This is a genomic window from uncultured Psychroserpens sp. (assembly GCF_947503375.1).
Taxonomy (GTDB): domain Bacteria; phylum Bacteroidota; class Bacteroidia; order Flavobacteriales; family Flavobacteriaceae; genus Psychroserpens.
In genome coordinates this window covers 264,420-286,248 of sequence record NZ_CANNDQ010000003.1, presented here as the reverse complement: position 1 = coordinate 286,248, position 21,829 = coordinate 264,420, and the positions used below count along the sequence as shown (strand labels likewise).

General features: G+C 32.5%; 20 protein-coding genes. 7 read left to right on the top strand and 13 right to left on the bottom strand.

The genetic code is table 11. The features are described from left to right. Positions 1-5 precede the first annotated feature (5 nt). On the top strand, positions 6-839 hold the full coding sequence (locus Q0876_RS07390; protein ID WP_299225660.1) for a DUF4138 domain-containing protein: 834 nt from the start codon (positions 6-8) through the stop codon (positions 837-839). Positions 840-846: 7 nt separating this feature from the next. Beyond that, the gene (locus Q0876_RS07385) at positions 847-1,212 is read left to right on the top strand and encodes a hypothetical protein (RefSeq protein ID WP_299225658.1); all 366 of its coding nucleotides are present in this window, start codon (positions 847-849) and stop codon (positions 1,210-1,212) included. Between the two features lie 4 nt (positions 1,213-1,216). Here Q0876_RS07385 and Q0876_RS07380 read toward each other — a convergent pair whose 3' ends face one another. From Q0876_RS07380 to Q0876_RS07365, 4 genes are read right to left on the bottom strand one after another with little or no spacing between them, the layout of a single operon-like run. Continuing rightward, positions 1,217-2,287 (bottom strand): helix-turn-helix domain-containing protein, encoded by a 1,071-nt coding sequence (locus tag Q0876_RS07380; protein WP_299225656.1) that lies wholly within the window; start codon positions 2,285-2,287, stop codon positions 1,217-1,219. Positions 2,288-2,289: 2 nt separating this feature from the next. Then, positions 2,290-4,839: a hypothetical protein gene (locus tag Q0876_RS07375; RefSeq protein WP_299225654.1), complete on the bottom strand. Its 2,550-nt coding sequence runs from the start codon at positions 4,837-4,839 to the stop codon at positions 2,290-2,292. Positions 4,840-4,878: 39 nt separating this feature from the next. Further along, a complete protein-coding gene (locus Q0876_RS07370) occupies positions 4,879-6,141 on the bottom strand; it encodes a type II toxin-antitoxin system HipA family toxin (RefSeq protein WP_299225653.1) in 1,263 nt (420 codons plus the stop codon). Between the two features lie 5 nt (positions 6,142-6,146). Next, positions 6,147-6,434 carry a helix-turn-helix domain-containing protein gene (locus Q0876_RS07365; protein ID WP_044631745.1) on the bottom strand — a complete coding sequence of 96 codons (288 nt, stop codon included), beginning with the start codon at positions 6,432-6,434 and terminating at the stop codon, positions 6,147-6,149. Positions 6,435-6,505: 71 nt separating this feature from the next. On the opposite strand from Q0876_RS07365, the gene Q0876_RS07360 reads away from it, so the two are divergent. Continuing rightward, positions 6,506-7,285: a DUF2971 domain-containing protein gene (locus tag Q0876_RS07360; RefSeq protein WP_299225649.1), complete on the top strand. Its 780-nt coding sequence runs from the start codon at positions 6,506-6,508 to the stop codon at positions 7,283-7,285. 134 nt (positions 7,286-7,419) lie between these two features. Here the strand turns inward: Q0876_RS07360 and Q0876_RS07355 are convergent, their stop codons facing one another. The 6 genes from Q0876_RS07355 to Q0876_RS07330 all read right to left on the bottom strand — a co-directional run bounded on the left by Q0876_RS07355 (position 7,420) and on the right by Q0876_RS07330 (position 11,918). After that, positions 7,420-9,012, bottom strand: coding sequence for a type IV secretory system conjugative DNA transfer family protein (locus Q0876_RS07355; RefSeq protein ID WP_299225647.1), 1,593 nt, complete (start codon positions 9,010-9,012; stop codon positions 7,420-7,422). A gap of 1 nt (position 9,013) precedes the next feature. Next, complete coding sequence (gene mobB / locus Q0876_RS07350; protein WP_299225829.1) at positions 9,014-10,042, bottom strand: MobB family relaxase; 1,029 nt, start codon at positions 10,040-10,042, stop codon at positions 9,014-9,016. 4 nt (positions 10,043-10,046) lie between these two features. After that, a complete protein-coding gene (locus tag Q0876_RS07345) occupies positions 10,047-10,439 on the bottom strand; it encodes a BfmA/BtgA family mobilization protein (RefSeq protein ID WP_203255960.1) in 393 nt (130 codons plus the stop codon). A 387-nt stretch (positions 10,440-10,826) separates the two neighbouring features. Then, entirely contained in the window at positions 10,827-11,024 is a 198-nt protein-coding gene (locus Q0876_RS07340) for a hypothetical protein (RefSeq protein WP_069831866.1), read from the bottom strand. Between the two features lie 11 nt (positions 11,025-11,035). After that, the gene (locus Q0876_RS07335; protein WP_203255961.1) at positions 11,036-11,485 is read right to left on the bottom strand and encodes a RadC family protein; all 450 of its coding nucleotides are present in this window, start codon (positions 11,483-11,485) and stop codon (positions 11,036-11,038) included. Between the two features lie 76 nt (positions 11,486-11,561). Continuing rightward, a complete protein-coding gene (locus Q0876_RS07330; protein ID WP_069831868.1) occupies positions 11,562-11,918 on the bottom strand; it encodes a single-stranded DNA-binding protein in 357 nt (118 codons plus the stop codon). A gap of 656 nt (positions 11,919-12,574) precedes the next feature. Between Q0876_RS07330 and Q0876_RS07325 the strand changes: the two genes are divergently transcribed. The 4 genes from Q0876_RS07325 to Q0876_RS07310 are packed head-to-tail and all read left to right on the top strand — an operon-like array spanning position 12,575 to position 18,726. Beyond that, positions 12,575-13,978 (top strand): hypothetical protein, encoded by a 1,404-nt coding sequence (locus Q0876_RS07325; RefSeq protein ID WP_299225643.1) that lies wholly within the window; start codon positions 12,575-12,577, stop codon positions 13,976-13,978. Next, positions 13,948-14,637, top strand: a complete 690-nt coding sequence (locus Q0876_RS07320) for a chromosome partition protein MukE (RefSeq protein WP_069831871.1) — start codon at positions 13,948-13,950, stop codon at positions 14,635-14,637. Before Q0876_RS07325 ends, Q0876_RS07320 begins: the two co-directional genes overlap by 31 nt. Next, the gene (locus Q0876_RS07315; RefSeq protein ID WP_299225641.1) at positions 14,630-17,803 is read left to right on the top strand and encodes a hypothetical protein; all 3,174 of its coding nucleotides are present in this window, start codon (positions 14,630-14,632) and stop codon (positions 17,801-17,803) included. The genes Q0876_RS07320 and Q0876_RS07315 overlap by 8 nt, the downstream gene beginning before the upstream one ends. 2 nt (positions 17,804-17,805) lie before the next feature. Then, on the top strand, positions 17,806-18,726 hold the full coding sequence (locus Q0876_RS07310) for a hypothetical protein (protein WP_203255964.1): 921 nt from the start codon (positions 17,806-17,808) through the stop codon (positions 18,724-18,726). Here the strand turns inward: Q0876_RS07310 and Q0876_RS07305 are convergent. The 3 genes from Q0876_RS07305 to Q0876_RS07295 all read right to left on the bottom strand — a co-directional run bounded on the left by Q0876_RS07305 (position 18,708) and on the right by Q0876_RS07295 (position 21,487). Further along, positions 18,708-19,253 carry a hypothetical protein gene (locus Q0876_RS07305; RefSeq protein WP_299225635.1) on the bottom strand — a complete coding sequence of 182 codons (546 nt, stop codon included), beginning with the start codon at positions 19,251-19,253 and terminating at the stop codon, positions 18,708-18,710. The genes Q0876_RS07310 and Q0876_RS07305 overlap by 19 nt on opposite strands. 11 nt (positions 19,254-19,264) lie before the next feature. Then, the gene (locus Q0876_RS07300) at positions 19,265-19,432 is read right to left on the bottom strand and encodes a hypothetical protein (RefSeq protein WP_165605868.1); all 168 of its coding nucleotides are present in this window, start codon (positions 19,430-19,432) and stop codon (positions 19,265-19,267) included. Between the two features lie 258 nt (positions 19,433-19,690). Then, entirely contained in the window at positions 19,691-21,487 is a 1,797-nt protein-coding gene (locus Q0876_RS07295; RefSeq protein ID WP_299225629.1) for a ParB/RepB/Spo0J family partition protein, read from the bottom strand. Positions 21,488-21,829: the final 342 nt, after the last annotated feature.

The following is a 21,829-nucleotide window of genomic DNA, read 5'->3' as shown; positions in this document are numbered from 1 at the left end:
CTCTTATGAAAAAGTATATCAACATTTTGACTCTAATTATTGTTTCCGCTTCTTTGAATGCGCAAACAACAAGTACTCTTGATACAATTTATGCAAATGACACTAAAAACGTAGCGCTCTTTTTTCCTGAGCCTATTCGTCAAGGCATAACTGGTTCAGAAAACTTTGTATTTACTTACAATCGAGAAAAAGAACAATATTTTGGTTTATTGCAAGCTAAACAAGGAAAAGAAAGTAATCTACTGGTAATCAACAGAAATGGCGCAATTTTTTCGTATATTGTAAGGTATAAAGCGCAGCTTTCAAAGCTCAATTATTTTATCCCGATGACAAGTAGTATTGGGAATGAAAAACCAAAAGTTAAAGACTCAATTCAAACTGAAACTTTTGAAAAAAAGATTGATAACAGTACGTATTATTATCAAAAATTCTGCTCTTATCTTCTCGATAGAAGACAATATCTAGGAAGATATACAAGGCGAAATAGCGGTGTTATCATGAGGCTTGAAAATATTGTTTTTGATAAAGAAGAACTCTACTTCGTTATTCAAATTAGGAATAATTCTACTTTGGATTATGATTTGAATTTCCTTAACCTTTCCGTTGAAACACGACAAAAAGGAAAAAAGAAATCTTTACAACGTTTGTACATAGAGCCTATTTTTAAACATCATCTGCCTTCTAAAATTGTGGTAAATGAAACGGTAAGGTTTATATATGTTATGCCTAAATTTTCGTTATCTAATGACAGAAGAGTAGTTTTAGAATTAAATGAGAAAGATGGCGAACGAAATATTGAAATGAAAGTATCACATAAATATATCAATAACCCAAATTAATAATATCATGAAAAAAATAACCGTTTACTCACTTGTAGCCTTATTTATTTCCTGTGCTGGAACAACTAATTCAGATCCTGCATCGGTAGCAGAAATCGTTGCAGAAAGCTTTTATCAAGGTAAAGAAGCCACGCTTAAAATGCATACAACACCAGAAGGTTTTTCCACATTTTCCAATCTTCAAAAAATGTTTGCTAAACCTAAAGGTTCAGAATCTAATTTTAAACTTATCGATGAAGTTACAGAAGGCGATGTTGCTTGGATAAAATACTCGACCTCTTATGACAAAACACCAGGCATTTTTAAATTGGTAAAGCAAGATGGTGTTTGGAAAGTTACGGTTAGAGATCCTAAGGAAAAAGCTCCTTTTTAGTATTTTAACTACTTCGTGACAATTTGTATTTATTTATAGCACTAAGATCTATTCTATTTACCACATCAGTCAGGTAATCTAATTTTTCAAATATTTTCTTAATAGCCATTCGGTGTTCAGAACCAATTGTAAATTCGCCTGTAAAAAACTGAAGAAACTTCTCATCCACTATGCCGTTTCGATGGGCGTATAAATGTCTAATCTGTAAGATTTTTTCAATTTTATCTTGCTCATCTTTATTCAAAACCTGCAAATCACTAATTTGTTTGGTGTCTTTTATGAAGCCTCTTACACTCCCTTTTTGAAGTTTACTTATTTTCTGTTTTGCCCAAAATTTCACAAAGTCCTGTAAGTCAGAACAATTAAGCACTTCTTCAATTGTAACAGTTTGTTGAGACTTCAAGGTTTCAGGATAGGCTAGAAAAATTTCATATAATAAATCTGAAAGATAGGTCTCAAAGTTATCTACAACTGAAGAAAACAAAATCCTGCTAAGAATTTTACCTTCTTGATTGGTTGTTGGGTTTTCAGGATTTTCAGGATATAAAATATCTCCTAAATCATCCACAATCTTTAAAATACTTTGATAGTGCTCTATAAAACTGATTTTAGCATATGTAGCATCGCTCTTGAGCTCTTCTAAATGAGAATTGATGAGCTTTATTTTTTCGTAACCACCCACATTAAAACTAACAGTAATAGGGTCTTCAAGGTTTGTTCTACTTCCTTTCCGGATGTAAACTTTGCCCTCAACTGAAATAATCGAATCAGATTTATCAACTTTTATAGCATATAATTTTTTGTCTTCGATGTTTACATATTGATATTCAATATTTGGTTTAGGGGTTAATAAATCTAAAGCTTTATGAGTAATTGTGTTGGCGTGAAAATCCTCGCTTAAACCATTAATCTTTGAATCATCCGTAACACCCAAAATTAGATACCCACCTTCTGTATTAGCAAAAGAACATAATATTTGCGCTACATTTCTAGAAGGCGGTAATACTGCCTTGTATTCTAAGGTCTGGCTCTCCGGTTGACCAACTATTTTTTTTATCTCTTCTTTCCAATCCATAATTAAACTGGGATTTTATTAATACCTGTTGTTTTAAGAATGGTACCCAAAGTTAAATGTCTTGGAATGTCCTTACCATTATCAATCCACAGCTCTGCATTTGCATAATCGAGGGTGTCTTTCTCTGAAGAATAAAAAACTATTACCTGTCCATTATCTGAGGGTCTCATTACAATATGAACATCAACGCCATTCTTTTTAATACCGCCTAAAACCGTTGTTGCCAATTCATCAATGTCTGTACAATCATAATCTGGGTGGCTTTTCAAATGCTCAATGATATTTTGTTTTGATCGTTCTATCAATTGTTGGGCATATAAAAACATATTGGCATTTGGTCTAGAGGTATGATTAAATAAAGCTGCTAGATCCTTATCCTTAAGCGCTTCTTCCAGTTCGTCCATAGAAGTTACACCTAATCCAGCTAAATCTTCTTGAGTAATTTCTGCCTTTGGATGGCTAGTATTAGAACTTTCTAAAACTATTTTTAGTTCTTCTAGGCTATTTACATTATAATCTCTTAAAAGAGTTGATAGTTGTTCTGCTTGATTGAATGTTTGCAATAAATTAGGGTCATCTTCCAAAGCCTTAGCTACTTTGGACAATTGCTCTAAATTCGTTTTGCTCCGCATTACTTTATAAAGACTCTCTTTATCTGAGATTGTATTCATAAAAAGTTGCGCCTTTTTTCGATACAATTCTGGCATAATTTCTTTAGCCTCTTTGTGATTTGTTTCGAACCATCCCGACAATAAGCTAATAGCTGAAATCACATTTTCATCTTTTAGTGATGGATTTTTCAGATAATCAGAAATCTCACTTGCTATATCTTTCTTTTCTTTAACTTGATAACTACCAAAACCGACTTTCGGATGCAAAAGTAGATTTTCCCAATCACTACCTAAAAGTTTTAAAATAGAAATCAACTCATCATCTTCAATCTTATCAATAAATACGTTCATTTTTAGTTTAAAAACCCCTTTCCTATTGGGTAGTATTTTTCTATTTTGAAAGTAAATGATATTGGTTTCTACCTCTAGCAAAAATTTGCATACTTCATTATACCATACAAAAGTTTCAGTTTCATCCCTGTCAAGGGTTTCGCTCAGTTTTTGAATGCTCTCTTGCTTTTCGATATCCTTTGCTAGTTCCTCATAGTCAATTTTATTCCAATCAGACCAATATATTTCAACCCAATCTTGTAAATGACTTTCTTTACAAACAGCTTCATCATATAAATCGTAGGTGTATTTCCACAAGTTTTTCTGTACTTCTTTAGAATAACTTCTTGATGGAAACCATACATCTTTAGGAAGCTTTTTTTCTTTAGAATTACTTTCGAGTTCTATGATTGGTTTTTGTAACAAAAATGTTCTTAAAGGGTCCTGAATATTTTCTGAATACCAATATTCATCAAAATATTTTTCGTTGGTTTCGGGCATTTTAGAATTTACCATATTAAATAGATGGTTGAAATTCTGAGATGATACCTTATCCATTAATGTTTTATAAAGGTCTAAAGCTTCCTTTAATAATGACTTGTTTTCCATTACCTCTGGATCTTCACTTCCTTTAAGCCAAATTCCATCTCTTTCTATTTGGGGATTGAAGTAAAAACTATTTACAATGACAGGAAAATGAAAGGACTCTGTACCTATTAGTGGAAAGTCACAAAATAATTTGGGAACATTCTTGTGGCTTTTTATGATGAAAACATCTTCCTTTTTTTCAACTTCTGCAGCAATAGTTACCTTCTCATTTGAGATATTTAAAATATAGATTTGAGAAATTGCTCCGTTACAATCCTTTTCTATTGTAAAAACAGATTCATCAATATTTGATTCCTGATTACTAAACGATAAGGTTTCATTTTCAACATTATCGATAATCTCAACTTTTTCAATATTTGGAATGAATGTTAGCACAAATGGAATCAGCAACATAAATTCTTCCGTTCCAGCTCGCGCAATTTTCTTTTGCTCTGGTGTATTTAAGTGATATTTGAATGATGTATTATAGCAATTCAGTTCGTAATTATCTTGAATTTGAGTAGTTGAATTGTGGAACTCTTGCCAAGCATTTTCAATTTTAGGAACTAATTGGGATATTGAACTTCCTTCCCTGTCGAGAGGAAACTGAAAACGATACAGTTCAAGGTCATTGGTTTCAACAATTCCTTCTATATCTATTACTTTAGATAATAAATGAGTGGTTAAAAATCCTGTACCAAAACGACCAGTTCTCGTAGTTTCCTCGCCTTCCTCAACTTCTTTAGACGATATTTGATTGATTAGCCCTCTAATATCTTTCTCAGTAAAATGAATACCATTATGTCTGAAGACAACTTGATTTTCATCAAGTTCTATTTGAACTGATATTTTTCTGTCTGGATAATCGGCAATGCTGTCTTTGGCATTTTGCAAGAGTTCCCAAGCCCATCTACCCTGATTATTCTCTACTGTTTTGTCTAGATTGTGTAGTCTCTTTTTTATTTTGTCGGCAATAGAACGATTACCGTCTTCTTTTCTGCCTTCTTCAATTGATTGTATCATTCCTTAAGTATATCTGCTTATAAATTTTATTTAGAGTTACTATATGATTGGGTCTGTATTAAAAGCATTAGACATTAATTCTATTTCCGATTTTTTTATACCGATTCTATTTGCAACTGTTTTCCAATCTTTGACAACTGTAATTACTTCTGATAATATTGTGTTCATTTCAGTTTCACTTAAACGAAAATATTGACCAACACTTTTAGCCAAATCAAAGTTTAAAGCATTATCATCCATATCGATATTTAGTGATAAACCATCTTTTTCTATGGATGGGTTCAAATCATAGGCAGGCGATAATATCCAACCCTTATCCGTTAAAATAAATCCGTGATTTCGCAAATGGTCATCAGTATTAGAAATTGCTATGTTAAATACGATACGACGCCATAGCTGATGCAAATTAGCCACTACATCTGCACCATAATTTTCTATAAATTCTACGACTTCGAGATAACTAGGTGCAGACTCTTTTATGATATCTTCAGTATTTCCGGTCATCGTCATAGCGGATGCAAAGTGAATGCGTTTTCCATTGTCCCTATCAAACCGTCTTGTTAAGAATGTGTGATACTGACCGCTAATCTTCTCTATTTTAGAATCTGCCATTTCTATACCCGCGGCAGTAGCTAAATGATAGGCTAAAAACTCCCAAGCAGCTTTGTCAACTGTATCTGTTTTTGACGGAAACTTGGCTATCCAAAGATTCTTTTTGGCATCAAAAATATTTGCCTTGGGTCTCGCACCGCCTAATGATGAACCAGGTGCAATCAATACCGCAATCCATTTTCTTATAGCTTCACTTTGGTCATCACTCTCCAATTGTTTAGCGGCTTCCTGTAAATCGCCCAATGACGACCAAGGTGGTGTTGGGGTTTGTGCATCATTATCCAAGAAAGGGCCGTCCAAGTCAGTTTTAAAACGCAAAGCACCCATTCTGCTTTCATCATAAACCCCAAGCAAATAATCTATTTCATAGAGTGTACTTGCCTTTTCATTATTTGCACGAGCATCTTGAGCTGCTCTACGCTTCATTAAAGTCTTACCCCAAGTGTCTGGCATACTATCTAAAAAGATTCCAAAATTCTCTTTGTTGGTTGAATATTGCGGACCAGAATAAAAATCGATGTCCGGGTCTAACAATCGTTGTGCATCCGTTTTTAACCAATCTTTATCATACTCAAAACTGAATGCTTTTTTTCCCTTGGCAAAATGTGCCGATAACATCCCTATTAGTTTTGGTTCTTTGAGACCTACCCAATCAGCAAAAACATATATGTCAAATTTTCCTTTTGCCATCTTTCTTATAATAAATCAAGGTCTTGAAGTTTTCTGCCAAATTCATCATCTACTGCCAGCTTTTTAAAATCATCTTCCAAGTTGAGCACTCTGAAAACATTAAAATAAGAACCTATGGCAACCGCTGGGTCGCCTTTTTCTATTCTGTATAATGTAGTTCGATTAATACCCGCGCGTTCGGAAACCTGCTCAGCCGTGAGCTTTCTTCGCTTTCGTGCTAGCTTTATATTCTCGCCCAAATGCTCAAATACTTTCTGATATTTTGGTAACAGAACTGTTTTCTTAGAATTCATTTTGTTGCATATTTACCACAAATTTAATATTTTTGTTGATAATATGCAACATATTATGTAATTTCAGGTTTATGCTGAATATTTTTAATCAAGACCACGACTTAGCTATACCGATGGGAATACCACATGTATTTCGATTCCGTCCACCAAACGAAAACACCATAAGCGAGCTTAAAGAACATTATATTTGGTTTTCAGATAGGGACTCGCTTAATGATGACTTAGATTCCAATCCAGAATTTGTACAACTTTCTACTGACCCTAAAGAACAAAAACTACTTTATAATACAATTGCAGAGCATATTCTTGACCCAAAAACTAAAGCTTATTTTGATAAGCATATGAATACAGAAAGACTTCAAGAATTTGCTTCAACTAAAATAAAACCTTTTGTATCAAGCTTTGGTATTGCTTGCTTTACAATGTACCCCATGAACGAGAAGTTATGGGACATCTATTCAGAAAACAACAAAGGTGTTTGTCTTCATTTTGATAGCAGTAATGACCCAAAATTCTTCCATAACATTCTTCCGATGTTTTATGTCTCTGAAATCAAGGAAAGAGAATATAGTGCCATTTCCCAACCTAATCATATCATTGACTTGTTTTATAAAAAAACGAAAAAATGGTCTTATGAAAAAGAACTTAGACTTCTAAAAGACAAAACAGGTAGAATTAGCTTTAAGCCTTCTTCTTTACGAAATGTACTTATAGGTTATGATGCGGAAAAAGGCTTTATTGAAGCTGTACTATATACTGTCAAAGACAACTACAAAAATGTGAAAGTTTTTCAAATAGTTAAGCCAGTTAGCATAGGGAAATTATCATATAAGCCGTTGTACATTCCTTAATACAAAGTCGTATTAACAGACTAACATTACACCACCTATTGCACCACCTATTGCACCACCTTTAATAGTTGTTCTAAAAATCTAACTTCTTATTAAAGATTTTTATTGCATCATCTATTACATCATTTACCGCATCATTTGAATATCGACTTTGCCTCTTTATAAACTCTATCAAAATTAGCTTGTAAATCAGCATCAGAATAGTTCTGCTGCTTTGTTGGTAGTCGCTTTTCAATTTTAGGCAATTTAAATTGTACTTTTCTGTCCTTTCCATCTGCGAACGTAATAAATTCGCCTTCTTTCAGTCTGAAAAACACATCAGCTCTAATTTTTGCAACCTCACGCTCTCCTGTTGTAATTCGTGTGTCAAAATTAAGATTATGACCTCTGTTTACGCTTGTGGTTTCTTTCTTTACAATTTCAAAAAAGCGTTCGTAATATTTAGCTGTGTCTGGATCGTTTACCTTTCCGAAGAATTGATATGATAAATTACTTAAAATTGCTTTACTCGCCTTATCTCCATACATCATATCATTCTGTATTTTGTCTTGCATTACATAAATCGTGGCAATATCATAACTACGCAATGTGGCTGGAATTCTGTGCATATTTAATAATCTGATTGTTGGTGCTTCTTCCATCAACAAAAATGAAGCATTTGAATTTCGCACGCTCATTTGCTTTGTAATGGTGTGAATAATAGTCGCAATGATTGGCGAATAAGCTGTTTCGTATTTTGGATTATTGACTACTGAAATCGCTAAAGGTTTGTCCTGGCTATTTATGTCGAGCGGAACATCATCTGCGGATAAAGCCATAAAAATACGTTGCGTACTTATTTTTTTGAGCGCATTGGCCAAAGTGCTTTTTACACCAGCCGTTTGTCTGTCTGAATCCTTACCACTAATAAAAGCGTCAGCCATCGCTCTCGATGTTGTATTCTTACTTAAAAATGCAATTAGACTTGAAGTGTTGAGATATTGGTAAACAGCTATTAAGTGAGGTAATGTACAATATTGTGGATGCGAGGTTCTTAACTTCCAAATCAATCCACTAATTAAGCCTTCAGCTGCATCATTAAAAAATTTTGTTGTTCCTATACTTCCGGATTCTCTTTGTTCTAATAGGTTTTCTATAAGCACTCTAGCGACCTCATTTACGCTTTCTTCATTGGTCATATATCTTGGTGCTATTGGATTCACTCGGTCATGAATGTTATCGAATGAAATTACTTTAAAATCAATCTCATTTTTTTCAAATAAAGGAAATGCCATTTCTGTGATTTCAAAGTTTTTATAATCGTGAATTACACCAGAAAATTTATGTTTGCTGAAATGCTGAAGGAAATTAAAAACCACGCTTTCAGTTTTTCCACTTCCTGCAGAACCAATAATTGAAGCGCCTCGTTTGATGTTATTAATTTTGAAACTCCCTCGTTTTACTTTGAAATGAACTTGGTGCTTATCATTAGAATCCAAAATGTCATTCTCCTTGTGAAGAAACACATATAATACTGTATTGATAAGCAAAAGCGGACAACCGATATAAAGAATCTGGATAACCCAATGCATTAAATACGGACTCAATTTAAAAAGCAACCCTAAACAAATAACAATCAAAATCAGGTTTACAAAAAAGGCGTATCTCGTCATTTTGAAAAGACTTGAAAACACCAAGCTCATTCCAAACAGTAATCCAATAGTAAACGTGATTCCTTGTATTTCCATATTATATACCTATTGAACCCGATTTAATTGCTATGTCCACACCACGTTTTAAATACTTTATGGTTTTAAGTGCTAACTGCACTTGATTGGTTGGAATACTCGCCATAGGGACTCCAGATTTTGCAAGCATTTTAAATGCTACTGCTTTCTCACTTGCTGGCAATCCTAATAATGTTGTGAAGTACAGTTTTGGATTTTTAATGAACTCTTTTTTCGATTTATAGGATTCTGCATAGTTGCGTTTGTAACCAAAAGTTTTATCAAAAGTGCTTTCGGCTTTTGTGAAAAACGCATCTCTATCAAAACCACGTTTTACAATTTTACCATGCATCTCAACTTCCGAACCTTTGTATTTAGATCCTGGTGATAGACTAACAGAATTTGAGGCATCTTTTCGACTCACGATAATATGAATATGACTTTGATTACCTGCTTTTTTCATGCCTTGAACAATCCGTTTACCATTTTGTCGATGTGGTGCGTCGGCTTCGAGTTTGCTAATTTGGGATTTCATTTTCTTTATATTCCCATCTAATTGACCTTGTTCAATTTTCCGAATATCAGTTTTTAGCTGAAGTATTTTAGTGGCAAAAGGTTGGTTTTCTTTAACCTGTTTATCTGTGCCTTTGAATGTTCTTTGATGCTCAATTTTTGCAAAATATTTTATGTCGTCAACAGTTATTGGTTTACCATTAATTTCTCGATTAAAGGACGTTGCATAATCGTTCATTATGACTCTAGTATATTTCTTTAAATCTTCAGAATTATTCTGTAATTTTCTTAATTCATATTTACTTGGACTAACTGTAATGGAATAAAATTTTGGTTCTTTCTTTTTGAGTTTTGCAGCATTGCCATCAATTTCTTTTACCACATCTTTGGCTTCAATTTCATCGCCATATTGATTGAAAAAATGTTCCACATCTTCTTGCTCCAAACCTTGATTTTCTTTCTCCAGATACTCAGCAAAATCCGCAGAACTTTGTGAATAATCTCCTCCTAATTTTTGAGCTGTGATTGTGATATACATAATATTATAATTGATTACTTGAATCATTTTTTTCTACAATTAACACTTCCTTCTCTTTGACCTCTTTTTCTAAAATCAACTTTTCTTGCTTTGGTTCAAACTCCATAAATAAAGATCGCAACATTGCAGTTGTGGGTTTATCATGGTTCTTTTCTATGTCCTTTATAATGGCAATTACAGCATTGATTCGCTTCTTAATTTTACTCTCCAATGTTTGCATATTTGGCCCTAAAGTTTCATTTGGTGAAATGCCATTGTCCTCAAAAAAGTCCAGCATCAGAAGCAAAGTCATCGATTGTGATTTAGATAATTTTTTACAAAACACTCGAAAACGCTCTGCTACTGAAGTTTTAATCCCGAGCTTCTCAAATCGCTCTTTTTCATATCCTTTATCCATTTTTCTGAAAAAATTTGTTGTTTTGATTGGGCTGCGAGGATTTTTTCTGAAAAAACCATGTTACACATTCAAATATCAAAACAATCAATCGCCGAAAGGTGTTGATTTTACTAGGGTTTTGAAAAACTGAAAATCGAAACATCGCGCTAGCGTGTTACCCTCTTGCTATTCCTTTTCGTCCAGCTCGCTGGACAAAAAAAATACCATTACATCCAAAAATGTAATGGCTTTTTCTGTAATACAAATTGAAATTAGATTTTTTAAGAGTGTTATTATTGAAGTTTAAAAGTATCTTTAACAAACCGCTCTTTTTGTTGCAGAATATAAAATATGGGCATAAAAAAAGACCTCTGAAATTTTCAAAGGTCTTACAATTTTTAAGAGCGTTTATATATTAAACACGTATGTGTAACTATACAAATTCCTTATTGCTTCTTCGTCTAGCATCTTGTCCAAATTTTGATTATTAGCAGATGCATATTCGATAATGTCCTTTCCATATTTATGCTTAACATCTTCTTTAGAATTGTTAAGCAAACGCTCTTGCGCTTCTTCACTCAAATCGGTAAAATTTATATAAATCATAGCTTTTCGTTTTATAAAATTCCGTTATCTGAAAAACTATAATAATCTCCATCAGGTGCAAAAATCAAATGGTCGAGAAGCTTAATATCAAATAATTTTGCAGCATTCTTAATCTTCTTCGTTAGGCTTTTATCAGCTTCACTAGGCATCAATTTTCCACTTGGATGATTGTGCGTTAAAATGATTGCTACCGATAGCGATTTTAAAATGACCGCAAATAAAATTCTTAAATCTACCAACGTTCCGACAATTCCACCTTGTGAAATTTGATATACGCCTTTTACCTTATTGCTATTATTTAGAAGTACAATTTTAAATACTTCGTGTAGTGCAATAGTATCTTTATCCCAATCCTCAAACAACAATTCGGCTGCATCTTGAGAACTGTTTATTTTTTGCCACATAGATGATTTTAAACCGCCTTTGTAGCTAATTTTTATTTCATTAACTTTGTTCTTCATTGTTTCTATTATTAGTTATAGTGAGAATGAAAAAGAGGGCGCATCTTTCCACAGGAACGCCCTCTTTTAATTTCAATTATTCAGTAGCGTTATCCTCGCCTTTAATTCCCAAAAGCAGAATTTCATCAATTACCACTTCGGTAACATATCTTTTTTCTCCCTCTTTGGTTTCATAAGAGCGTGAGGTCAATTTTCCCTCTAATGCTACTTCTTTTCCTTTGCCTACATATTTCTCAACGATTTCGGCAATCTTTCCCCATGCTACAATATTGTGCCATTGGGTGTTTGTCACTTTTTCTCCCTTAGAATCTTTATAAGATTCATTGGTTGCAATTGAAAATTTTGCAACTTTCTTTCCGCTTTCAAGATTTGTGATTTCTGGCTCGTTTCCTACGTTGCCAATTAACTGTACTTTGTTTCTTAGAGTACTCATAATAAAAAATTTAAAGATTAATATTGACCTATCTAAACTATTCAGAAAGGCTTTGTTATTGATTTACTTATTATATCCAGAGCGTTTTCCTTTTTTTGTTTTTTTAACTTTTCTTCTACTTCCTTTTTATTGATTTTGTAAGATTTCATAAGATTCATTTTAGATTTACTTCCCATAGAGCCGACGCTGTTACCTTCTTTTTGTTGCTTAGTGCTGTCCAATATTCAGCTTTGTATAGACATATAAAAAGTGCGAGGTACGAGCCTGGTTATGCTGTCGTTCAAAGCTGAATGTTGTTATTTTGCTGTCAAAAAAAGGTATGACGGTGTTGGATTACGGAAGTGAACCTAAATTCTTTGTGAAATACAAAATCATAGGAAGTGGAACAAAATGCAAATAATTTTTTCCTATTTAGCGGACTTAATTCGCACTTTTTACTTGAAAATGAAGTGTGCCTTTCCAGAGCAACGGAAAGGGTTAACGGAATGAAAAGTCAAAAGTGTGGATTATGTCCAAGACTTATTATAATGAAGCTCTTTTTCTGGAATGAAGTTTTTACGGAATGAAAGGAAATGTGCTGAATGACTTAGGTAAATAAAATGTTGTCAAATATTACTGTACTTTCTAGGTAAGAGTAATCTTTATTTTTAAATTAGGTGATTCACTTAAATTCAATTAAAATCGAGTCCGAAATATTAGACATAAATCAATTGTATGACCATCTTGTTCTTACTAAAGAAGAAGGTATGGTAATCTATATCTTAGATTCAAGGATTAAAGCAGGTAAAGTTTCTAAATACTTTACTTATCGTGATATTGAGAAGTGCATTAATGAAAGTGCTAAAATAGAAGTTGGCTCTATACCACAAACAGAAAAAATTGTTAGAAACTTACTTCATTTTTATATTGAAAGACCACCAAATGAAGAGTTGAAATTTGCGCTTACCAACTATGCGAAAAAATTTATCGATTTAATCCATAAAAAACTTCATAGTCCACTTAAACATTTTCCACTTAAGAAAACGTTTCAGAAATATGCAGATTTTAAATCTTCGGAAATTGAAACTATAGCTGATTTTGAATTATGGTACGATTTACAATTTCACAATAATAGTAAACAAACCATTATTGACCACCTTGAAGCTTTAAAGGATGTTGTCAATTCATCCATAAGCCGACTTAATGATTTATTGAAAAATGAATCAGAAGACCTTTTGACCATTACAAAAGAATTTACATTAATCTTTGATGAAATTGGTCTAAAGTCCGAGGAAATAAAATATACTCTTCGTTTAGGAAACACTCTAAATATTGAAATTGAAAAAGTCGTTGATTTTTTCTATAAAGAAATAGATGAGTTTAAGCATCCTGAAAATAGTACTGAACGAGAAAAATTTGAAAAACTAAACGATGACTACAAAAAGGCTTTGCATATAAAAACAGAAGTAACTGATTTTTTCTATGATGTAGATTATCGATTAAAGCAATTGATGGATAAGTCATTATATGCTAATAACCAATTAACAAATCTTCAAAATAGCTTTAGAAACCAATCAAGGATAAGAATAAATTTAAAGAAATTATTGAAATTCACATTAGAGCAAGCTTCGTATTCCAATAAACACATTATCACTTTACCTAAATCCTTTCCAATAAAATCAATACCTATTGAGAGATTTAAATTTATAGAAGTACCTTATTACCACACGTATGGAATTCAGAGAAACGAAATACTACCAGCTCATTACGACAATGAATATGCAAGGTCTGAAAGAGAAAAGGTAGAAAAAGACCTTTTTAGGCAAGAGAGTGCTGCAAAATTACTTAGAGAGTATAAAAGTATTCTCGAAGAGAAAAAAGAACTGAATTTCACAGAGCATTTCTATAAAATTCTAGAACGTGAAAATGATAGTGAAATAGCTTTAAGCGTTGGTTTTGACCTTTTCCAATTTGCAAACAGCAATCCCAGATATCAAATAGAAATTACAAAGGATTTGCCAGAGGCATATTCCGAACAAAAAATATTAGTATGGAACATGAAAATAAACCAAATTCTTTAGAACATCCTTTTAAGTTTTTAGAAAATAATGATGTTAAAGAAAAATTTGCAAACCTTAACATAGAACTTTTAAGTGGCAGACACATTCAAAAGGACTCAAATTATTACCTCTACCAGTTACTAAAAAAATATTTTGAAGAACTAAAGTTCTACTATGCCAACTTCTATGGTTTAGAGTTAGAAAGAGACTATAAAGATGACATCACATTTTATTTTCTTGATTTTACAGAAGATTCAAAGGGTGCTTTAAGCTCAACGAGAAGACATAAAGAATTATCCAGCTTACAGACCGTAATGGGCATAATGCTATTAAATATGTATTATGACAGGTACTTTGAAAATATTAAGGAAATAACATTTCCAGATATTAAAAAGGAAATTTTATCTGGTGAAAACAGTAAGCATTTCAAAAAATTATGGTTTAAAGAAATAAGAGATGAATATTCGCCCAACGAATGGAAGCGTGTGATTACCAATATTAAAAATACTATACGAGATTTTGAAAAATTAGGATGGGTAGAATCTATGGCTAAAGACGAGGGTGAAGACATCCACTTTAAGCTAAAAGAACCTATTTATCGTTTTCAAAAATTATATGAAAAAGAAATAACCCACATTGATGAATTTATAGAGAACTACTTATTACAGACAAATGATTAAATACCCACGAATATATTCTTTTTCTACAGTTGGAATCATAATGCATTTTAACCAAGATTATTTATTACACCCTATTAGGACAGATTTCACAGGAAAGAACGGAATAGGGAAATCACTTATTGCCGACCTTTTTCAAATTCTTTTTATCTCAGATAAGCAAAAAATAGCGTTTGGTACTGAAAGCTTCAAGAACAATACGCGATTACTTCACACACTTCCTTATAAAACTTCAGACGCTTATATTTTTATTAATATTGAAGTAGAAAAAGATAGCTTTATCACTTTAGGCGTTAACATACCCAATAAAAAAAGCAGACCACTCAAATCATTTTGGATTCTTAATAAAGCTCATGGTATAAATGATAATAATGAATTAAGTGATTTAAGCATTGCTAAAAACAACATACCATTTTTTAAGGATTTTATTCATGATAATAGTATCCCACCAATAGAGAAACTTGCCATTAAACTAAGGGATGAAAAACAAATATATCTTAGAAGCTTTTCAGATAAGAATCAAAAAAATGAACTTTACACTTTCCTATTTGAAAATAGAGTATTACCAATCGACCTTTCTATAGAATCTAATCTTGACGCTTTTGCGAAAGTCATACAGTCGTTCTCAAAAGCAAAAACGTTAGACACAGATAGTGACGATAGCTTAAAGAGCTTTCTTTTTGAAGATAAAACAGACAACCTTAAATCTGAATATGAAAAACATAAAGCAGACTTAGAAAAACTCATTAATGATTACAAAGACCTTGAAGAATTAATTGCAGATATAGAAAATAAACAAGAACGTCTTACCAATTTAAGTTCTTTAAACAGCCTCTACCTCAATTCATTTAAGGAACACCTTTTAGTAGAATTCACGCATACTGAAAATGAAATTTTAAAAAAGAATCAATCATTAAAAGATATAAACACACAACTATTAGAAGAAAATAAACTAATTAAATCATTACAAACTGATAACCCAAAAGTTAAAAAAGCAGCTCTAAAAGCTAAAAAAGAACATGATAATCTTGATAAAACCATAAAGCACTTAAAAGAATACAGCGACATTTTCGCTAAAATAGAAGCATTAGAATCTAAGGTGAATGAATTAGAATGTATTAAGTTACCTGCAATTGAAAATGAAGCAAAAATCTCTATTAAGAATATCGAAACTTTTGAAATTTCGGAAATAAAACGTAGAATATCTCATTTTACAACTGTTTTTGAAGATTATGGTTCTCTTGAAAGCATCGAGCAAACCATTGAATCCCAAAAAGAGACACTTGATAATCGAAAGAGTTCACTCAAATCAAATAAAGCGGACATTCGCGAATTACTTAACCTTCTCTCTAAAAATAAGAAAAACTCTCTGTTTGCTCAACTTTTATCGCAACAGAAAACATTAACTAAAAGTCAAGAAGCAATTCTATTTGCAATCTTAAAAGGTGTTCATTGGAAGAAACCAAATGAAATAATCGCTGGCATTAGGTATGTTGAAAGTTTAGCATTTATGGATGAAAAATTTATTGAAAATGATTCTGAAAATGATGGTTATTGGTTTAGTATGGGTGGCATAAAAGAGTTTATATCTTCAACAAAAGATAAACAATTATTCAAAGATAAAGACAAACTTGGGAAAGCACTTTCTAATCAAACAACAAAACTGAACAACCAAATTAGTCTAATCGATAAAGAACTTTCACACATTGAATCCTTTTTTAGAGGTGAAAAATTTGAACAAAAATCAATACATATTGACCAAAAGTTAGACCAAAGAATTAATGACTTTTCTAAACTAAAAGATTTAAAACTTTCTTTAGGTTTAATTCAAAATCTTGAAGTTAAAAAACAGAGCTTAAATACTCAAATTTTTAATGAGAACAAGCTATTAAAAAAAGTAGAGCTAAAAATCAATATTCCCATTGAAAAAAAGAACCTTGCTAATCAGCTAGAAAAACTTAAAGAAGAGTTAGAATCTATCGACATAAAAGAGCGAAACCTATCTTCTCAATATAGTTCTGATAAAAGTAAATTGGAAGAAAAACTACGATTTTTACCATCACTCAAAAACCAACCTTTGGATTTGGGAAAATCGCTTACAGATTTAGAAAATCAACGTAAAAAAATTGAAACAGATTTTTACAAATATTTCCCAGATTTAGACATCAAGAATATAGATAAATCGAGGTACACAGGTATTGAAAGAAATCCTTTATATACTGAGTTTCAATCCAACAAAACTAATTATATAGGTGATTATAAAGGAATTATAAGCTCATTTGAACAAATTAAAAACGACCCAGAAATTAACGAACAAATTACACAAGTAACATATAACTTTGAAATACTTGAGCGTGTCCTTTTAGGTCCAAAAATAAAACACTCAGCTAATATTTCAGAAGAGCTTAAACAACTTAACAGTAGTAGATATAGAATGTTTGGTGCTATCCATGAAACGATGTTAAATATTTTTAAGCAAACCAAAGGAAAGTTTGATGAATATCATGAAACTATAAAAGCGTTAAATAAATTTTTTAAAGGAAAGAAAATTAGTGGTAAATATTATTTTCAATTGGAATTTAACAAACCGTCAGACTTTGATATTAACTGGATTAATGATTTACAGGCCACATCCCAACAGGTGCATAGTGCAGGTGAACTTCCCTTAGGTGAATCTGTCGAGAGTTTTGTAGAGAATTTTTTCATGAAAACCACCAGTTTTAATCAAAAAATAAAATTTTCTAATTTGCTTGACCCGAAGACGTATTTTGAGTTAAGGACAAAATTTACTGATGAGTTTGATAATGAAAAATCTGGTGGTAGTACTGGCGAAAGTTATGCAGCGATTGTACTGCTAGGTATAGGTAGATTGTCCGTAGTTTTAAATGCTGATTTACCAGGACTTCGATTCCTTATTTTAGAAGAGGTTTCAAATTTAGATAATTTGAATTTTAGCACTTTCCCAAATATTGCTGAAGAATTCGGTTATCAGATTCTTACAATGACACCACGACCATTTGGCTCAGATACCGAACAAGGTTGGTATTTGCATCATTTAATAGAAGGTGCTGGCGATAAAAATATTAACTATCCTATTCCTAATAGTTATTTTAAAACCAATGAAGGCAGGGAAGATTTAGAAACGTATCTAAAAGCACAATCAAATTAAGAATGAATTGGACTGTATTAAAATCTCTACATCAGCTTTTTTTAGACCGAAAAACTAAAGTTAAGCATTCTCTAAAAGAAGATTCATCCTTTCAACTATTGGTATCTAATAAAGAAATTATAGAAGTAGGTAAAAACTATTTGCCTGGGCTTCTTTTTGATTCGTATTATAAAAAACATCATTTAAACCAGTTTCCTATTTATTTTGATTTTTTAGAAACCCATAATCTTTTAAAGAAACGATTTGAAGAAGAGGATATAAAGACTCTAATTGAATTACAATCAAAGAAGCAAAGTGGTAATCTAATACCTAGTAGAGAACAATTAATTGAAGCACAAGAAACCGTTAGAGGGTTCTCAACAATGTTTTTTAAAAATGACAAGTACTTAGATAAAAAAGACTCATTAATAAAAGCCATTAATCAAATACTTGATATTACACTTGTAGAGAACAAAGACCAACAGTATCTATACATACTTCAATGTGAAAAACCAGAATTAATTGTTCTTTGCGAAAATTTAGACTTTTTAAGAAAAGACAAAATGCCTCGTGAGAATAATTATGAACTTTGGTACGCAGGTGGAAAAAATGTTCCCAAATTAAAATACGCAGATACGAGAGGACTTCCCATTTTTTATTCAGCGGATTGGGATGCAGATGGTTTAGAAATTTATGAGTTAGCCAAAGAAAAAATTCCGGAACTTCAACTTTTATTCCCAACGGCCATATCAAAAAGTATTGTTGATACTGAACATAGTAGTCATTGGAAAAATCAAGATAAACCAGAAGCACTTTCAAATTTAAGTTCTCATTTGTATTCAGAGAAGTACAAAGCAAAGATTAAAAAACTTATAGAGACGAATCATTGGATTATTGAGGAATCTAACGACTTAAAAAAAATGATTCAAAACAGTTTCTCTTGAATATCTAAAATACCATCGTCTTTTGACACTTTATTCTTTTTCAAAATTCCCTTAAGCGCTTTTCTTCGCTTATCATAAATCCATAATCTCAGATTTTTTAAGAGTCCTTTTTCATAATCTGACAGTTCTTTTGGTGCTATTTCAATCATAGCTTCCAATTGGTCTTTACTTTTGGTCTGCATTGCATATTGAAGTCCCAGCCATGTGTAAATGTTTACCCATTCTGTTTGCATTGGTGCTTCATAAGTTCTTGGCATCATATAGGCTAAAGTCTCTGTTAATGATGCCATTTTATCTCCTGTCATTGAGCAAATTATTCTTGATAATTTTATTCTACCAAGAATGTCTTTTGGAATGGTATCTTGCCATGCGGATTTAAAAACAATGATTGGACTCGCAAGGCAATCCATAAAATCGAAGACAAAATCACTCTTATCCTTTTTAGTTGGTTTCACTACTTTTTCCTTTGCTGATATCGGCTTACATTCAAAACCGAAATCGAACTGAACTACTTTTAAATTTTCCATGATGTGAGATTTTAGGTTAAACAATTAGTTAATAATACCTGGTAATTTTCAGGATGCTTTTCCCTGTAATAAGCCAAATGACTTTCTCCACTATCGACATCGTAATTTTCACTACTTACTCGATAATGTTCTTCTGCTTCTTGTAATGAGATGCTGGGTTTTTCAGATACTTGTTTCATAATTCTAAGATTTTTTGATTAAACAATATTTGAGCAGTACCTAAACGGAAGCTAAAATCACAGCTCAAAAGGAAACGGAATAAATAAGCGTTGGATGATGCGTAGGCTTTATGCTGTAGTCTTTTGATGGGTGTATTTTACGAGTTTACCTTTGCGCTGATATTGATTGAATAGGTTCTACTTTCCCTTTTTTATGAAGAACTATATAAAAAAATAAGAGCCAGCACGAATGCTGACCCTTACTTCCAACAACAAAAGCTAATCGTTTAATTCCTGAATTTTCTTTTCAAGTTTCTCTATGCGCTCTTTCAAACGTGCTTCACGCTTGTTTCTCTCTTCTGCATATTCCTTTTCAATATTGGCAATTTTAGTTTTATAATACCCTTGCATCGCATTGTAGAATGAAATGTTCGTTAAGTTATTAACGTGATTGCTTTCGCCAAAATGTACTTGCTTGGTAAGGATATACCGAATCAACTTATAAAAGGTTTCCTTTTTGAAATTCTTTTTGAAGTTCTCGACAGTTTCCACATCAGTCTTTTTAGATGTGTTACCCAATAATTTTGAAAAGTGTTTTTGCCGACCTACATAATCCACATTGTTTTCATATAGGGTTAATGAGAAAGCTACCATTTCATCTACCGAAAGTGATTTCTTCTTTTCGATATAATCGGTTTGACGAATCATCTGAACTATGTCTTCAAATTGCTTGTTGTGCTCAATATGTCGCTTTCTGATTTCTCTTTCGTTGATTTTAACGATTTGCTCTTCAGGCGAACACTCTGCCATTTTTCTATTGGCCAACGGTTCCGAGTATGTAGAATTTTCGATTTTTGAAACTTCTACTAGCTTCACAAAAATTACTTTATGTACATACGTTTTTGGATGAAACATAATACCGTTTACAAATCCATTTTCTTTTGCGGAATTATACACTTCCAATTCTCCCTTGTAATTCTGATTTGCTTCTTCAAGTTCGGCTTTTAGCTCATCTTCAGAATAGTCGTAATGTTGATATTCCGTCTTAATTGCTTCAATTGTAGGTTTAATTGGCTTTTCGATTATTTCAATATCATCCAGAAGGTAGACTTTCAATCCCTTTTTTTCCAGTTGCGATATAACGAGCTGGTTATTCTCGTCATCTGCCCAGTATTTGCGAATTTCAGGAATCAACAACACATTCTCTTTCTTCGATTTTTCAATCAAGTTCAAAAACGACTTGCTTTTCTTCGTTTCATAACAGGCTGATTTTGTACACACCATTTTACCATCGCCAAACAGATTACCTTGATTTGCTGCGTTGAACGGACATGTTGTACATGCTCCTACTTTAGTAATCAACTTTTCATCGACTACATCGAAAGGTGCATTCTCTAAATCGTAGGTCTGGTTTTTAATCATCTGATTAATTTGATGGGCATTAAAATCCTGGCCCATTGTTTCCAACATCATTTGCTGTTCCTCTGGCTCGAAAAGTGCAACACCTACACCTAACGAAATCGTCATTTCGCCATTTCGAACAAACACTTTAAAACCTTCAATTAGACCTGCTAATTTTAAACGTTGTCTTACAAAGTTTTCTGTTCTACCCAAGCGTTTTGAAATCTCCGTTAGCGAATATTTTTCGCTTAGGAACGCAACCGCCTCAGCTTCTTCGGTAGGTTCAACATCCTGTCTTTGCAGGTTTTCGATAATTTGAATTTCCAGAACATCATTATTATCATATTCTCTTACGATACTCGGAATTGTCTTCTTTTTAGCCAATTTACTTGCACGATACCTACGCTCTCCCATTACAATGACGTAATCTCTTCCAGATTTTCGGACTGTGATAGGTTGTAGAACACCATGTTCTTCGATGCTTTCAGACAGCTGCTTAAGAGCTTCCTCGTTAAAGGTTTTTCTTGGTTGCATCGGGTCTGGGATAATCCTTCCGATAGGTAGTTCTTGAACTTGAAGTCCAATGACGCTTTGAGTCAATTTTTTCTTGACCTCATTTTTAACGGTAGCTGATGCCTTTCCGTTTTTACTTTCAGTACTCGCTTTTGTTGTCATAATACTTAAATTTTAGATTAAACAATATTTTTGCAGAACCCAAACGGAAGACAAAATTTCTGCTCAAAAGGAAACGGAATAAATGAGTTGTGGGCGAAGCGTTGGCTTTATGCCGTAGTCTTTTGATGATAATATTTTACGAGTTTATCTTTGTACCAATATTGATATAGATATCTCTCCCCCTTTTTTAAGCGGACGTTATTTCAAAGTTTTATATTAGGAATATATTTTTCCTACTCCCGAAGTTTCGGGATTATGCAGGATGAAGCGAAGTGGAAATCTAAAACTTTGGAATTGTGTCCAATATCACTTTTAGTGAAGCTCTTTTCTTGGAATGTAGAG